This window comes from Acinetobacter sp. FDAARGOS_558, from assembly GCF_003937785.1.
Taxonomy (GTDB): domain Bacteria; phylum Pseudomonadota; class Gammaproteobacteria; order Pseudomonadales; family Moraxellaceae; genus Acinetobacter; species Acinetobacter baumannii.
In genome coordinates this window covers 2,862,873-2,879,702 of record NZ_RKJH01000001.1, presented here as the reverse complement: position 1 = coordinate 2,879,702, position 16,830 = coordinate 2,862,873, and the positions used below count along the sequence as shown (strand labels likewise).

Here is a 16,830-nt window from a genome sequence, read left to right as displayed (position 1 = left end):
TAAAGGTTAAGCTGCTTGTTTCTGGCGAGCAATGAAGCGGCTTAAACGGTCAGCAAGCTCAAAGCTACCATGTTTAAATAAGGCACGGACTCCTTGTTCAGTAGCTTCAAAGATTAAACACTCAATCGAGAAAGCACCCTCTTCATCTTCTAAATGTAAAGCCAAATCACGTGGGTATTCATTTACAAACTCAAGCTGTGCTACATCATCTAACTTCAAATACATCCCAAAGAAAGTCACGTCAACAATCGTCACTGGCACCTCTGTTTCACATTCACGGTGGCTCAGTTTCGTTTTAGGTTGGAGAACTGGTATACGCTCTTCACCTCGGCGTTCCATGTTTTGCATTTGCTCACGCGTCATTGGAATAATGCCATCCAGATTTTGGATAGATTCACCCTTCAAAAATGAAGTGAACAAACTCATAGTTTCTTTACGGCGCTGGAGCTGCGGCACATGGTCGGCGTTAGCAATCAGAGCAAATTCCATATCCGGACATTGCAAAGCAAAATTGGCATTTTCATGAGGTAAAGTAAAACTATCGTACTGCCCTGCTGCGATCAGTGTCTTACATTCTGGAATAGGTACATCTGTTAAACGCAAAAGGCGATTACAGTTAATTTCATAACGCTCTCGTTCAGTACCCGTAAATTCTGCCATTTGCCTAAAAAATAATTTTTTAGCTGTAGGCGACATACGCGTTTTATCTAATTTGGCATGATTCACCAAATATAAAATTACCGCTTGCCCAAACTCTTCCATACGATTTTCTTGCATGAGTTTGAGCGACTCTTCCAGAATCATCCGCCAGCTTTTACGGGTCTTTTGCATAACACCCATTAAAATCATACGGTCCATCAAATCTGGACGATGATAAGCAAAACATGAAGCAACAACTGAACCCAACGACATTCCCATTACAGAAACTTTTTGAATTCCGACGATATCTAGCCAACGTCCTAACATTTCTGACAAATCGGGAAGCTCTAATGTTCCAGCAGAAATTCCGGTATCTCGATTGGTAATTTGTTGATTTGCACCCATAGATGGCAAGTCGATTAAAATCACCGGGCCACTTTCAAATAGTTGTTCAACACAATATTTATACGAGTTAAAATTTTGAAAAGCACCGCCAACAATCACAATCGGTGTTTTGTGAATCGTTTGTGGGTCTGCAATCGCCATGTATTCAATTTTCCAACCGTCAATCCATGTGGTACGAGCTGGCTGTTTAAAACTATCTCTATGGTAGATATCGAAAAACCCAAAACCGGCATAAGCTTGGTTTATCTCCGAATCCATTTGAATAATGGAATTCATATCCTTGCTTCCTCCTTGCTGTAATTTTTTTATGCTGCAAGAGTTCCTTCTTGAACACGTAATCTTTTATGCACAAATCTTTAAAATTTGTATTTGTTTGTATTGCACAATAACATTCTAAACAATTGTCTGAAATATACGCAATCGCTGAATTGACCGCTCATCCTGTTTAAGCCGCTAATAGTTTGCAAAATATTTAAATGTTTTTTTATAGCGATCACATTTTTGAAAAAAAGCCATTCATTGTTCCGCATTTGACTGCTACTATCGTAGTCATTGGTAAATGATTAAAAAATGCTATGCAAGATTCAATTGAACAATATATGCAAAAAGTTGGGCAACAAGCACGTGATGCTTCACGCGTCTTAACAAGTGCTTCTACCTCACTTAAAAATCATGCGCTCTCTGCCATTTATACTGCTTTGGAAAACAACCAAGCAGCTATCTTGGCGGCGAATCAAATCGACATGGAAAAAGGCCGTAGCAACCAGCTCGACAGCGCCTTACTTGATCGTCTTGAGCTTACGCCCGCACGTTTTAAAGGGATGTTGCAAGGTTTAAAAGATGTGATCGCGCTTGTCGATCCAATTGGGGAAATTACGGATCTTGCATATCGCCCCACAGGCATTCAAATTGGGAAAATGCGTGTACCTCTAGGTGTCGTTGGTATGATTTACGAATCACGTCCAAATGTCACACTTGAAGCTGCATCTTTAGCAATTAAATCGGGCAATGCTATTATTTTACGTGGTGGCTCAGAAGCACTTGAGTCAAATAAAGCAATCGCAGAAGCGGTGAAGCATGGCTTAAAAGTTGCTGGTTTACCTGAGCACTCAGTACAAGTGATTGAAACTTCTGACCGCGCAGCGGTTGGTCACCTCATTACTATGGCTGAGTATGTAGATGTCATTGTTCCACGTGGTGGTAAAAGCTTAATTGAGCGTGTAACCAACGAAGCTCGTATTCCTGTGATTAAGCATCTTGATGGTAACTGTCATGTGTTTGTAGAAGCTCAAGCAGACTTACAAAAAGCGTTACCAATTACCTTGAATGCTAAAACACATCGTTACGGCGTTTGTAATGCAATGGAAACTCTGCTCGTTGATGAAAAAATTGCAGAAGTTTTCTTACCACACATTGCTGAGCTTTATGCTGAAAAACAAGTTGAGCTACGTGGTTGCCCAGAAACACGTCGTATTTTGGGTACTACTGTCAAACCTGCGACAGAAGAAGATTGGTATACCGAATATTTAGGGCCGATTCTTGCAGTTAAAGTGGTGAGTGGTATTGATGAAGCAATTGACCATATCAACAAATATGGTTCGCATCATACCGATGCAATTGTGACAGAGAACTATACTTTGGCACGTCAGTTCCTAGCTCGCGTAGATTCAAGCTCCGTCGTAGTTAATGCATCAACTCGTTTTGCCGATGGCTTTGAATATGGTTTAGGTGCTGAAATTGGTATCTCAACAGATAAGATTCATGCACGCGGCCCTGTTGGCTTAGAAGGTTTAACTTCTCAAAAATGGATTGTGTTAGGTGACGGTCAAATTCGTCAATAAGTCTCCTACTTAAATAAAAACGCCTGATCCATATCAGGCGTTTTTATTTTGTTATTTCCCACAGAAAAACCAGCCCGAAGGCTGGTTTTTTTAACCATAGATCAATTAGAAAATAAAGTCGGTATTCACAAATTTCGAATAGTGCTCAGACACCATAGAAGCCAGCATACCTTTACTGTCATCAGTCTGTTTAGCCGCAATCATAGAGCGAATCGAGAATGCACGAAGCGCATCATGCACAGAAAGTGTACCTTCTGCAGAATCTTTACGACCACCAAATGGGAATACATCAGGACCACGTTGACACTGACAGTTGATGTTTACACGACAAACTTGATGTACAAGTGTATCGACCAAATGACCAATTTGCGCTGGGTCACTACCAAAAATACTCACCTGCTGACCATGATCAGAAGTAGTGACATAATCCAATACAGTTTCAATATCATCATAAACAGCAACTGGTACCACTGGGCCAAACTGTTCTTCGCGATACAGTCTCATCCCCTCAGTCACTGGATAAACTACGGCTGGATAGAACATGGTTTTGCAGAATTCACCACCTTCCGGATTAACCACTTTTGCTCCTTTTGCCACCGCATCTTCAATCACTTCAGTCATGTAGGCTGTACGGTGCATGCCTGGTAGCGGCGTAATAGATACACCTTTTTCCCACGGCATACCTACTTTCAGTTTAGCCAGCTCAGTCGTTAAACGGTTAACAAACTCATCGGCTATCGAACGGTGCACCATCAGCATTTTTAAAGCTGTACAACGCTGACCATTGAATGACAATGCGCCCAACAGACACTCTTTCACTGTCAGGTCCAAATCAGCATCTGGCAAAATGATGGCTGCATTCTTTGCATCCAACCCCAGAATCGCACGCAGACGGTGAGATTTTGGATGTTGTTTTTTCAAGTGGTCAGCCACTTTACTAGAACCAATCAGTGCCAGTACATTAATTTGCCCAGATGCCAGCAAATGCGGCACCACTAGAGAACCTGGTGCATAAATGGTATTGATCACCCCTTTTGGAAATGAATCACGAAATGCCTCTAACAATGGTTCAAATAGTAAAGTTCCAAATTGAGGTGGTTTAAAAATAATAGTATTACCCATCAGCATAGCCGGTATCAGGGTTGCGAAGGTTTCATTCAGTGGGTAGTTGTATGGTCCCATACACAACACAACACCTAATGGAGTACGACGAATTTGACCAATGGTGCCTTCAGCAATTACAAAGCGGGAGTTGGCATTATCTAGATCCTTCAGGGCATCAATGGTTTGACGCATGTAGGTAATAGTACGATCAAACTCTTTCTCTGAATCAGCCAAGCTCTTGCCAATTTCCCACATGATCAGCTTAATAATCAGATCTCGTTGCTCTACCATGCGCTGAATGAAATTTTGCATACATGCAATACGCTCACTAACCTTCATCATTGGCCATTCGCCACGACCATTGTTATAAGCTCGTACCGCTGCTTCTAATGCTTCATCGCTTTCTTTTTCGCCCATGACTGGATAACTACCAAGTTCAACTTGCTGTAGGCTACCGTCAGGCTGCTGAATCCAGATCGGAGATAATGTTTTCTTGGTTGCACCAGCCCATAACTTCAACTCACCATCCACGAGTGAGACACGCTGATGAATTTGAGATGGCAAACGTACACTTTCAGGAATACCGTCCACTACTGGAAATTTATGCTGTAAATTATTTAACTGATTCATTCTTCTTAATACCTTATTATTTGTATGTCTTTATATATCCCCGAACCGTACACTGTAATCAGTTCTTCTTCGGATCAATACCACTATTATTATCAGTACTCACCTTGCTTGAACCGTAGACCACAAGGTGAATTCTTAAAGCATGGATAGTTTCGATATTTTCTAGTTGAATTTACCCCCGACACACACTATCAGTTACCCCTAGCTTCTGGATAACTTGTTCAATGATCTGTTCTGGTGTGAGAGCAATATCAATAGCAATTGCTTCATTCACATCAGGTTCCTCTAATGTATCTAGTTGGGTTTGTAACAATGCTGGATCAAAAAAATGACCAGATCTTTCTGCAAGTCTTTGCTGTAATAGTTCATAAGAACCTTTTAGATATACAAACTTAACATTTTGGTCCTGCCCTCTTAAAATATCGCGATACATCCGCTTTAAAGATGAGCATGTAAACACAGCCGTTTCACCATCTCTTTGTTTTGCTTCAATTGCCTGACGAATAGCTTGCAACCACGGCAAGCGGTCTTCATCGGTTAAAGGGATACCTTGGCTCATCTTACTTTTATTTGCAGCTGAATGAAGCGTATCGCCATCAAGAAACTCACAAGCCAAACGCTCTGATAACAACTCACCAATAAGGGTTTTCCCTGTGCCACAAACACCCATTGCTATCACTATCATGGATTACCTACCTCTAATTACAAAACAGCACTAAGCAACAATGTGAAAGACAAACCAAGTACCGAAATAATTGTTTCCAGTACAGACCAAGTCTTCAGTGTCTGCCCAACTGTCATTCCAAAATATTCTTTGATTAGCCAGAAACCAGCATCGTTTACATGCGAGAAAATTAATGATCCAGAACCTGTCGCTAATACTAAAAGTTCAGGTCTAACGACTACACCTGCTGCTGCCGCAATAGGTGCAACAATGCTACAAGCCGTGGCCATCGCAACAGTAGCCGAACCTGTTGCCAGACGTATGAGAGCAGCAACAAGCCATCCTAATAACAATGGTGAAAGGTTTGCTTTTAAAGCAGTAGAGACGATTTCATTAGAAATTCCACTGTCTCTTAAAATACCGCCGAAACCACCACCAGCACCAACAATCAGCAAAATACCCGCAATTGAAGCCAGACATCCACCACAGAATTTTTCAATTTGTTCACGGTTAAAACCCTGCATGGTACCAAAAGTAATAAAGCTGACCAAAACAGCAATAAGCAATGCAATATCAGAAGTACCAATAAAGCGTAATAACTCATTTGGGAACGTTTTTGGTGCAAAGAAAACATCTGCCCAACTACCAACTAGCATCAATGCAACCGGTAGCATGATCGTAAATAAGGTTATCCCAAAGCTCGGCAATTCACGTGTGTTGTTAGCATCTGCTTCAACAAACTGCTTTGCTAAAGGATTATTTTCAGGCAATTTGACATATTTGTTAATCCATAATGCATACAATGGACCTGCAACAACCGCCGTCGGGACGCCAACCAACAAACTGTACATAATGGTTTTACCGATGTCGGCATGGTAAGCCTGTACCGCAAGCAAAGCGGCTGGATGCGGTGGAATCAACCCATGTACGACCGATAGACCCGCAACCATAGGTAAACCAACAATTAATAATGATTTACCTGTACGTTTGGCAATATTGAATGCAATTGGAATAAGAAGTACAAAACCAACTTCAAAAAATACCGGAAGCCCTACAATTAACGCAATGAACATCATGGCCCAGTGAATATGTTTTTCACCAAACCATTTAATTAAAGTAATTGCTATTCGTTCTGCACCACCTGACTCAGCCATCATCTTGCCAAGCATGGTTCCTAACGCAATCACAATCGCAAGGTGACCTAGTGTTTTACCGGTACCTGCTTCATATGATTTAACAATCCCGTCCATTGGCATGCCAACTGCAAGAGCTAAACCAAGAGAAACAATAATAAGAACTAAAAAGGGGTAAATTCTAAACTTCGCGATCATGACAATCAAAGCAACGATCGCAATTAAAGTATAGACAAGCAACATGCCACCCTGAACCGTCTCCATGTGACACTTTCTCCTTGGAATAATGTTATCTAGGCACTGCCTAAATAAAGGTCTTCAACCAGAGATATACTCATTGTTGAAGCACTCATTTTTTATATTTAGTATGACTGGCAACCGCCAGTCACAGCATCACAAAAAATCTAAAGCACCTAAAAGACACTTTAGATTTTTAAACCACAATTACTTTCGTAAAACTCACAACTGACTTGCAATTTGGGCTAAACGGGTAATTTCAGCCCAATCTTGTGCAGCGACAACAGGTTTAGGCGTTAACCATGACCCACCTACACACACCACATTAGGTTGCTTTAAGAAATCTGGAGCTGTCTCTGCTGTAATTCCACCTGTTGGGCAGAAACGTAAGTTTGGAAATGGACCATAAAATGCTTTTAGCATCTCAACCCCACCTGCCTGTTGAGCAGGGAAAAACTTCACAATGTCGTAGCCCAACTCAATCGCTTGAATGAGATCACTCGGTGTCATTACGCCTGGTAAAAGAGGTAAACCTGCATCTTGTGCAGCCAAATGCAAGTCTTTGGTCAAACCAGGTGATACCCCAAATTTAGCACCAGCTTTTTTAGCTTGTGCACAATGCTCAGGCTTGGTAATTGTTCCCACACCCACCACAATGTCATCTGCTAACTGAGATGCACGTTCAATGGCAGCAAGCCCAGCTGCTGTACGTAAAGTAATTTCCAGTACCTTTACACCGCCAGCATGCAACGCACGTGATACATGTTCACCTTGTTCGGCAGAGTCAAAAGCCAACACTGGAATTACTGGACCTAATTTGACAACATCTTCAATCTTGCTCATTACTTTGTAATTCCTTTGTCTTAAATCTGCCCTTGTGGCTCTTCGCCAACAAGTGCACCAAACACAGATGCGCCATGTTCAGCAGGCGCTGCTGCCGCACGGAACACACCAAATAATTCACGGCCAAAACCAACTTCGTTTTCTGCCTGATGTTCTGGTTGAGCAACAGGACGTGACTGCCAAGTCTGCTCATCTAACTCAATATCGAGTACACCAGCTTCAGCATCAATAATTAATATATCTCCGGTTTGAACTTTGCCAATCGGACCGTTCAATAACGCTTCTGGAGACAAATGAATGACTGCCGGTACTTTGCCTGAAGCACCAGACATACGGCCATCGGTTACTAATGCAACATGGAAGCCTTGATCTTGTAAAACACCCAACACAGGAGTCAAGCGGTGCAACTCAGGCATACCATTAGCACGCGCACCTTGGAAACGAACAACCGCAATAAAGTCTCGGTGTAATTCACCACGATCAAACGCTGCCTGTACCGCTTCTTGCGAGTCAAAAACAATTGCCGGTGCTTTCACTTTACGGTGCTCTGGTGCAACCGCAGAAATCTTGATAACACCACGGCCAAGGCGACCTTGCATTAAGCGCAAGCCGCCATCTGGCTGAAACGGCGCATCAATGCTACGGAGTACCTTGTCATCAAGGCTTTGAACTACCCCGTCAACCCAAGTAAGCTTACCGTCAATCAATTTCGGTTCTTTGGTGTAATGCTGTAAACCTTTACCAGCGACGGTCGTCACATCGTTATGTAACAAACCAGCCTCAAGTAAGTTACGAATAAGGAATGCTACCCCACCCGCAGCTTGGAAATGGTTTACATCGGCCTTGCCATTTGGATAGATTTTTGCGAGCAATGGAACAACAGCAGACAACTCATCAAAGTCATCCCAGTCAATTAAGATGCCAGCCGCACGTGCAATCGCAATAAGATGCAACGTATGGTTGGTTGAACCACCTGTAGCCAATAAAGCCACAATACCATTAATAATGGCTTTTTCATCAATAACATGGCCAATCGGCGTGTAGTTGCCTCGCTCGGCAGTTAAGTCAAGTACACGTTTAGCAGCTTCGGCAGTGAGCGCATCACGTAATGGCGTATGAGGATGAACAAATGCCGCACTTGGCAAATGTAAGCCCATCACCTCCATCAACATTTGGTTACTGTTCGCAGTACCATAGAATGTACATGTGCCCTGACCATGATAGGCAGCCGATTCAGCTTCAAGTAAGGCATCGCGTCCTACTTGACCTGTCGCGAATTGCTGGCGGATTTTAGCTTTATCATCATTCGACAAACCGCTACTCATTGGCCCCGCAGGTACAAAAATGGTTGGTAGATAACCAAACTGCAAAGCACCAATCAGCAAGCCCGGAACAATCTTATCGCATACCCCGAGACACAATGCGGCATCGAACATGTTATGGGAAAGTGCAATCGCAGTCCCCATCGCAATGGTTTCACGTGAAAATAGTGATAATTCCATACCGGCATTACCTTGAGTAATACCATCACACATTGCCGGTACACCGCCCGCAAACTGTGCAACACCACCATTTTCACGTGCAGCTGTTTTTATAATGTCAGGGAATGTTTTATATGGGGCATGTGCTGAAAGCATTTCATTATATGAAGACACAATGCCAATATTTGGTTCACGGCCAACTTTAATAATTAATTTTTCATTATCTTCCATGCCAGCAAAACCATGAGCCAGGTTGGCACATGAGAGTGCACCACGAGCTGGGAATTTGCCTTGGGCATGTTCAATACGTTGTAAATATGCAGAACGAGTTTTTTGGCTACGCGCAATTACACGTTCAGTAACTTTTGCCAATACTGGATTCGGCAAGTCCATGCTGGACGCTCCTGTACAACCGGATAAGCCGGAACATAAAAATAGACCAAATGATATATTTCATCATCATTTGATAAGGGGGAGGAACAATATTATTAAGGCAAAAAGCGACATGCAAGCCCTAGTCAACTTTACGGTAATACTCGAGCATCGGTATTAAATACAAATTATGTTTAAGTTTTAAACGAGAAGCTGGTTTTATTCTTGACTATATTTATTGGTATGTCTGCCTCTATTAACTATGAGAAAATTCTCATAATATCAAAGCAATAAATTATTCTTATAAATGTATTAATACCGACTTTTTTATACTAAGTTTTATATTAAAAATGTTTATGATTTATTCATTTTAACTTATATATAAACGATTAAAATTTAATTTCATTTACGTATATTATTTGTAATACTCCCCTCTAGTTTGATTAAAATAACAGCACTTCTTTTTTCTTAAAAAATTTATACCAAATATTTGAAAAATACATTAAATAGAAATCTACCTTTCATAAATATATACAAAAAACTGTTTAATTCTTCTACAAAAAAACAATAAATACAGTGGTTAAGCTTTATACTGAGCGAATATTAGTTATAAAAAATTTAATGGTCGATAGTGCTTAAGTCTAATGGGCTAAAGTCTATCTTGGACAGAAAAACAACACATGTTAAAACATCACAACCTGCTCTTAATGCATCACACAATTAATGCCTTTTGATCAGGAAGTTAGGAAAACTATTTTTATATCAGGACTTGGGTATTTCAACGTGGCTACATCAGTATTAGTTATTAATTGCGGTTCTTCATCTATTAAATACGCACTGGTTTCAGAGCGTCGTGAAGATCGTATTTACGGTTTAGCAGAAAACTTAGGGGCAGCTGATGCTCGTATTAAAGGGATTACCGTCGGTGGAGAACCGCTAGAGCTTTCAATTCCTTATGCTGACCACGCCAAAGCTTTAGAAACTTTACTTGCACGTCTTGCAAACTATAAACCTCAAGCAATCGGTCACCGTGTCGTACATGGTGGAAGCCTTACCAAAGCTGAATTACTCACCCCTGAAATTGTAGAACGTATTCGTGCAGCCACTCCGCTTGCACCGCTTCATAATCCTGCTCACTTAATCGGGATTGAAGCAACGATGCGCCTTTTCCCTGAATTACCTCAAGTTGCCGTATTTGACACCGCATTTCATCAAACTATGCCTGCACATGCATACCGTTATGCAATCCCTAAGTTTTTATATACAGAACATAATGTTCGTCGCTATGGTTTCCACGGTACAAGCCATGCTTATGTGTCTGACCGCGGCAGTGAACTGGCAGGAAAATTCCAAAAAGGCGGTTGGTTAACAGCACACTTGGGCAATGGTAGCTCGACTTGTGCAGTGTGGAATGGACAAAGTGTTGATACTTCTATGGGCCTTACTCCACTTGAAGGTGTTGTAATGGGAACACGTAGTGGTGATGTCGATCCAAGCTTACACAGCTTCCTTGCTAAAAATCTTGGCTGGGACTTAGCAAAAATCGATAAAGTTTTAAATAACGAAAGTGGATTACTCGGCCTATCACAGCTCTCTAACGATATGCGTACAGTGATTGAAGCTGCTGAAAATGGCAATGAAGATGCTTGCCTCGCGATTGAAGTATTTAGCTATCGCCTTGCAAAATCACTTGCTGCCCTAAGCTGTGGTTTACCAAGTATTGATGGCTTGATCTTTACAGGCGGTATTGGTGAGAACTCTGCTTATATTCGTGAAAAAACTCTAGCTTATTTACCTCATTTCGGTTTACAGCTCGATAAAGACCAGAACAACAATTTAAAACGTGGTACAGAAGGCCGTATTGATAGCGGTACAGGTCCACAAATCTGGGTAATTCCAACCGATGAAGAAGGCCGTATTGCCAAAGAAACTCGTCAGGTTGTAGAGGTTTCACAAAATACATCTCCTGAAGTTAGCCTTGCTTAATTACAGAAGTCAAAAAACGCTATTCATTTATTTATAGGTTTATATGAATACAATTTTATTAATTCCTACAGGTGAAGGGGTTGGTTTAACCTCTGCCTGCTTAGGTATGATTTATGCACTTGATTGTAATGGGATTAAAGCAGGCTTTTTAAAACCGTTCTCTCAGGTAGATCAAGAAAATTTAGACCGAACTACCTCTTTATTTGGTCATTTATTTCAAAGCAAAACTGTTCAATCCATTTCTCATGAAAAGCTAACCCAACGCATTGCGGCTGGTGAAGTCGATGAGTTACTTGAAGAAGCAGTAAGTCTTCATCGCAGTATCGCAGCAGACAATAATGTGATTATTGTTGAAGGCTTATTACCAAATGGGCAAGACCATTTTGCCAGTGAACTTAATGCAAGCCTTGCTCAAGCGCTTGATGCTGAAGTGGTTTTAGTCAGTACAGCAGATATTCAAAACCCACGTAAAACAGCAGAGAAAGTTGAAGCTCACTTACGGCAGTTTGGTGGTGCAACCTCTAACCGAACAGCGGGCGTACTCTTTATGCGTACACGCGGGTTGTCTGAAGAGACAGCTCAAATACCTGTCGCATTTGACCCGTCGTTACGTCCAACTGAAGACATCGCAAAATTTACGGCAGAATTGCAAAAATATAACCGCTACTTTGGATCAAGCGATTTACCAATTATTGGTCTAGTTCCGTTTAGTAATACCTTAAGTGTACCTAGAACATTAGACATCGCCAGCGTGATTGATGGCCAATGGGTAAATCAAGGCGAAGCAAAAACACGTCGTATTTTGCACTCAAGTTTAATTGCCTCAAGCATTGAATATGAACTGAATAAATTCATTGCTGGTGAACTGATCATTAGCGCCTCTGAACGTACCGATGTATTACTGGCAAGTAGTCTCGCCACCAGTAATGGTATTCCACTGGCAGGCTTGGTGTTGACTGAGCGTGAAGCTCCTGCTCCCAAGCTTTTAGAGTTTTGCCAAAGTGCAATTAAACAAGGGTTGCCAATTTTACATACCCATTTAAATACACTAGAAACTGCGCAGCGCCTATCCGATTTTGGTAATGAAATTCCAACCGATGACACTGAACGTGCCGAGCAAGTGACCCGATTTGTTTCCAGCCACATAGATGTCGAATGGCTTAAACAGCATAGTAATAACGGTGCTACACCACGCCTTTCCCCTTCTGCATTCCGTCATGAACTGGTACAAAAATCGATTGCAGCTAAAAAACGGATTGTCCTTCCAGAAGGCGATGAGCCACGTACTATTGAAGCTGCTGCTATATGTCAGGCTCGTGGTATTGCGCATTGTATTTTGTTAGCAAAACCAGAAGCTGTACATGACGTAGCAAAAGCACGTGGTATCGAGTTACCAGCTGGGTTAGAAATTATTGATCCAGATCAGATCCGTGACCAATATATTGCTCCAATGGTTGAACTCCGCAAAGGCAAACTCAACGACCTACAAGCTAAAGAGCAATTACAAGATACTGTAGTTCTCGGCACCATGATGCTGGCTTTAGATCATGTGGATGGATTAGTTTCGGGGGCAGTTCATACAACCGCCAATACAGTGCGTCCAGCGTTCCAGCTGATTAAAACCGCACCGGCGTACTCACTGGTTTCATCCATTTTCTTTATGCTTTTACCGGATGAAGTCTATGTCTATGGTGACTGTGCAATTAACCCGGACCCTACAGCCGACCAGCTTGCCGAAATTGCGATTCAGTCTGCTGATTCTGCAAAAGCGTTTGGAATTGACCCACGTATTGCCATGATCAGCTACTCAACTGGTACATCTGGAACGGGTGCTGATGTTGAGAAAGTACAGCAAGCGACTCAAATTGCACAGCAACGTCGCCCTGATTTACTGATTGACGGTCCACTACAATACGATGCGGCTTCAGTTGAAAGTGTAGGACGCCAAAAGGCGCCAGACTCACGCGTTGCTGGCCGTGCCAATGTATTTATTTTCCCAGACTTAAATACAGGAAACACAACCTATAAAGCAGTACAACGTGCAGCAAATGTAGTTAGCGTTGGCCCAATGCTGCAAGGCCTAAATAAGCCAGTCAATGACTTGTCTCGTGGTGCTTTAGTAGATGACATCGTCTTTACTATTGCATTAACAGCCATTCAGGCCGAGCAGCAAGCTGCTGCCAAATAATTAATATCATTTAATCTTTTCTACCTCTCGCCATTTGATATCCGCTCAAATGGCTTTTTTTATTTTTTAAAAATAAGCCTGATTCTAGGTTGTTCTTAATTTTAAATAACTTAGCCTTTGTGTTATTCGACTTTCGGTCAAAAGATCAACCAATCCCCCACAAGATTGTCTTTTTGTCATATAATTTAGCCCGCTAGCTAACAGCCCGCTCAAGAGATTTTTTGGTATGACAACGATTATCAAACAAGATGACTTGATTACATCAATCAAGGACGCCCTACAGTTTATTTCGTACTATCACCCGCAAGACTTTATCCAAGCGATGAGCCGTGCTTATGATCGCGAAGAAAACAAAGCTGCAAAGGATGCAATTGCACAGATTTTAATTAACTCTCGCATGTGTGCGGAAGGTCATCGTCCAATTTGCCAAGATACTGGTATTGTTAACGTTTTCCTTGAAGTGGGCTTAGATGTTAAATTTGATTTAACAATGAGCTTAGACGATGCAGTAAATGAAGGTGTTCGCCAAGGTTACCTTGAAAACAGCAACGTTCTTCGTGCATCTGTTCTTGCTGACCCTGCATTTGGTCGTAAAAATACAAAAGACAATACCCCTGCCGTTATTCACTACAAACTCGTACCAGGTAACAAAGTAGATATTACTGTTGCTGCTAAAGGTGGCGGTTCAGAAAACAAATCTAAACTTGCGATGCTTAACCCATCTGACTCGATTGTTGACTGGGTTCTTAAAACCGTTCCAACTATGGGTGCAGGCTGGTGTCCTCCTGGTATGCTCGGTATCGGTATTGGTGGTACTGCTGAAAAAGCCATGATGCTTGCGAAAGAAGCACTCATGGAAGAAATCAACATGGACGAATTACTTCGCCGTGGACCAGAGAACAAAATCGAAGAACTTCGTATCGAAATCTTTGAAAAAGTAAACGCTCTTGGTATTGGTGCACAAGGTCTTGGCGGTTTAACCACTGTTCTTGACATTAAAATCAAAGACTACCCATGTCACGCTGCTGGCAAACCAGTAGGTATGATTCCTAACTGTGCTGCGACTCGTCACGCTCACTTCCAGCTTGACGGTTCAGGTGTAGCTCATATTCAAGCACCAAAACTTGAAGACTACCCATCTGTAACTTGGGATGCTTCACAATCTAAACGTGTAAACCTTGATACCATTACTCAAGAAGAAATGGACTCTTGGAAACCGGGTGACACATTACTTCTTAGCGGAACAATGTACACAGGTCGTGATGCTGCACACAAACGTATGGTTGAAATGATCGACAATGGTGAAGAATTACCGGTTGATCTTAAAGGTAAGTTTATTTACTACGTTGGTCCTGTTGATCCGGTACGTGATGAAGTGGTTGGTCCTGCCGGTCCTACAACGGCTACACGTATGGACAAATTCACACGTAAAGTACTCGAGCATACTGGTCTATTCGGTATGATCGGTAAAGCTGATCGTGGTCCTACAGCAATTGAAGCAATCAAGGACAACAAAGCAACTTACCTTATGGCAGTGGGCGGTGCAGCTTACCTCGTATCTAAAGCTGTTCGCGAAGCTGAAGTGGTTGCATTTGCAGATTTGGGTATGGAAGCAATCTACAAATTTGTAGTGGAAGATATGCCTGTATCTGTTGCAGTTGATGTAAACGGTACATCAATTCACGCAGTAGCTCCAAAAATCTGGCAAGCGAAAATTGGTAAAATTCCAGTAATCGATGCCGCAGCTGGCTAATCAAGAAAAGCACCGGATTCGGTGCTTTTTTTATGCCTTTTAATATTTTTTTGAAATTGAAAAGAATTGTAACAATTGGTTCGCCAATCTGTGCTATTAATGAATATACCCACCCGCCTACACTGCATATAGGTCATTTCATGACTATTCGCCCTATTCTTAAAAATCTTTCAATCAGTCTCTGTCTAAGCTGTATTACTACAAGCTTATTTGCTTCTCCTGCCAAGTTAAGTTCAGTAAAAGAACTCATGCAAATGAGCCAAATTGATTATCTATTGAAAGAATCAATCAATGAGTTAACGCCTTATTATGATCAACAAGCTGAACAGATCATTAGCAATATTACAGGCATCAAAACTTTAGGCCCGAAAGAAAAAGAGGCAGCGAAAAAGTTAGGCTTACTTTTAAAAGATTCGAGTAACCAGCTGATTAGTAGCCCTAAAACGACTCAAGCCTTACAAGATATTTATTTAAAAACGTATACCGAAGAAGAAATCCAAGCAAATTTAAAGTTTTTGAAAACCCCAGAAGGCCAATCAATTACCCGTAAAAACGTACAGATTATGGGGCAAATTTCAGAATATATGATGGAATTGGGACAGCAAACTTTTAATGACCCTAAAGCACGAGATCATATGCAAGAAGAAATGCTAAAAATTATTGCACCCTTAATGAAAGATAAAGAAAAGTCTTAGCTTTTCTTTATCGACCACAAATTGTTACCACGTTAAAGGGTTCCACAATTTAAATGGTTTTATCAGATGTACATCTGACTTTTCATTATATTTAGCAGGTTTTAATTCTTGGGGTTTATGACGTATTTTTCCTGAAGCATCTTCAGCAACAAAATTGTAGCTAGAAGATTTAAGCTCGGTAAATGCAATTTCTCTACGACCAATATTATCTTGCATTAACATAAATGGACCCGTGTGCTCACTACGGTCCATTTTATTTTCTTCATCATACTTCAAATAATAAGATGCGCCTGCATCTACCGTAATATCGATATATTTAGGTTCTTGAAAATGAATCCCCAACAAAGGGCGGCTTGCTGAAATACGGTAAGTTCCTGCTGGCAGTTCAATCCAGTAATAATGGTTATGCAATAAACTTGGAATTCGTTTGCCATTTACAAATAAATTGATGGCTGCAATTTCTTGACGATTCCATTTCGTGTCTGGCCGGTAAAGATAGACAACTGCTGCCTGCTCATTTTGGGGTTTAACTGGCGCAAATGTCTGACCTAACTTTTGATTTACCCATCCCCCTACAGTGAAGCCGCCTAAACGATATTGATCCAATAAACCGGGTTCTTTATCAACATCAACTTTAGGTAAAGTGGCGGTCAGCTCACCTGAATTCTTTTCTAAGTGTGATGAACTTTGGCAACCTGCAAGTAATGCGGCACAACTTAAAGCAATAATTAAATAACGCATGACATCCCTCAAAGCGTTTTCTTTTGATTTTTCTATATCGCAAAACTATGCGTATTTTGTTTTTTTAGATTACCACCACCTACATGAATTGAAAACAAAAAAAGCATGAATCACCGAG

12 protein-coding genes are annotated in these 16,830 nt (G+C 41.4%); 5 read left to right on the top strand and 7 right to left on the bottom strand.

Annotation, left to right across the window (positions count from 1 at the left end; translation table 11 throughout):
- Positions 1-6: 6 nt before the first annotated feature.
- Positions 7-1,320: an alpha/beta fold hydrolase gene (locus EGT34_RS13810; protein ID WP_001084479.1), complete on the bottom strand. Its 1,314-nt coding sequence runs from the start codon at positions 1,318-1,320 to the stop codon at positions 7-9.
- A gap of 299 nt (positions 1,321-1,619) precedes the next feature.
- Here EGT34_RS13810 and EGT34_RS13805 point away from each other — a divergent pair, with 299 nt between their 5' ends.
- Positions 1,620-2,885, top strand: a complete 1,266-nt coding sequence (locus EGT34_RS13805) for a glutamate-5-semialdehyde dehydrogenase (RefSeq protein WP_001154159.1) — start codon at positions 1,620-1,622, stop codon at positions 2,883-2,885.
- 105 nt (positions 2,886-2,990) lie between these two features.
- On the opposite strand, the gene EGT34_RS13800 is transcribed toward EGT34_RS13805, so the two are convergent.
- The 5 genes from EGT34_RS13800 to edd all read right to left on the bottom strand — a co-directional run bounded on the left by EGT34_RS13800 (position 2,991) and on the right by edd (position 9,370).
- A complete protein-coding gene (locus EGT34_RS13800; RefSeq protein ID WP_001072702.1) occupies positions 2,991-4,619 on the bottom strand; it encodes an NADP-dependent glyceraldehyde-3-phosphate dehydrogenase in 1,629 nt (542 codons plus the stop codon).
- 172 nt (positions 4,620-4,791) lie between these two features.
- Positions 4,792-5,304: a gluconokinase gene (locus tag EGT34_RS13795; protein ID WP_001978744.1), complete on the bottom strand. Its 513-nt coding sequence runs from the start codon at positions 5,302-5,304 to the stop codon at positions 4,792-4,794.
- Positions 5,305-5,321: 17 nt separating this feature from the next.
- Complete coding sequence (locus EGT34_RS13790; RefSeq protein ID WP_000450961.1) at positions 5,322-6,680, bottom strand: gluconate:H+ symporter; 1,359 nt, start codon at positions 6,678-6,680, stop codon at positions 5,322-5,324.
- 195 nt (positions 6,681-6,875) lie between these two features.
- On the bottom strand, positions 6,876-7,496 hold the full coding sequence (eda, locus tag EGT34_RS13785; RefSeq protein ID WP_000034283.1) for a bifunctional 4-hydroxy-2-oxoglutarate aldolase/2-dehydro-3-deoxy-phosphogluconate aldolase: 621 nt from the start codon (positions 7,494-7,496) through the stop codon (positions 6,876-6,878).
- A gap of 20 nt (positions 7,497-7,516) precedes the next feature.
- Positions 7,517-9,370: a phosphogluconate dehydratase gene (gene edd, locus EGT34_RS13780; RefSeq protein ID WP_000365485.1), complete on the bottom strand. Its 1,854-nt coding sequence runs from the start codon at positions 9,368-9,370 to the stop codon at positions 7,517-7,519.
- Positions 9,371-10,132: 762 nt separating this feature from the next.
- Between edd and EGT34_RS13775 the strand changes: the two genes are divergently transcribed.
- From EGT34_RS13775 to EGT34_RS13760, 4 genes are all read left to right on the top strand, one after another.
- Complete coding sequence (locus EGT34_RS13775) at positions 10,133-11,335, top strand: acetate/propionate family kinase (RefSeq protein WP_000236000.1); 1,203 nt, start codon at positions 10,133-10,135, stop codon at positions 11,333-11,335.
- A gap of 43 nt (positions 11,336-11,378) precedes the next feature.
- The gene (gene pta, locus EGT34_RS13770; RefSeq protein ID WP_001092292.1) at positions 11,379-13,523 is read left to right on the top strand and encodes a phosphate acetyltransferase; all 2,145 of its coding nucleotides are present in this window, start codon (positions 11,379-11,381) and stop codon (positions 13,521-13,523) included.
- A 226-nt stretch (positions 13,524-13,749) separates the two neighbouring features.
- Positions 13,750-15,276, top strand: a complete 1,527-nt coding sequence (locus EGT34_RS13765; protein ID WP_000207467.1) for a fumarate hydratase — start codon at positions 13,750-13,752, stop codon at positions 15,274-15,276.
- A 140-nt stretch (positions 15,277-15,416) separates the two neighbouring features.
- The gene (locus EGT34_RS13760; protein ID WP_000155519.1) at positions 15,417-15,971 is read left to right on the top strand and encodes a DUF2059 domain-containing protein; all 555 of its coding nucleotides are present in this window, start codon (positions 15,417-15,419) and stop codon (positions 15,969-15,971) included.
- A 24-nt stretch (positions 15,972-15,995) separates the two neighbouring features.
- Here the strand turns inward: EGT34_RS13760 and EGT34_RS13755 are convergent, their stop codons facing one another.
- A complete protein-coding gene (locus EGT34_RS13755; RefSeq protein ID WP_001269736.1) occupies positions 15,996-16,712 on the bottom strand; it encodes a DUF2846 domain-containing protein in 717 nt (238 codons plus the stop codon).
- Positions 16,713-16,830 lie beyond the last annotated feature (118 nt).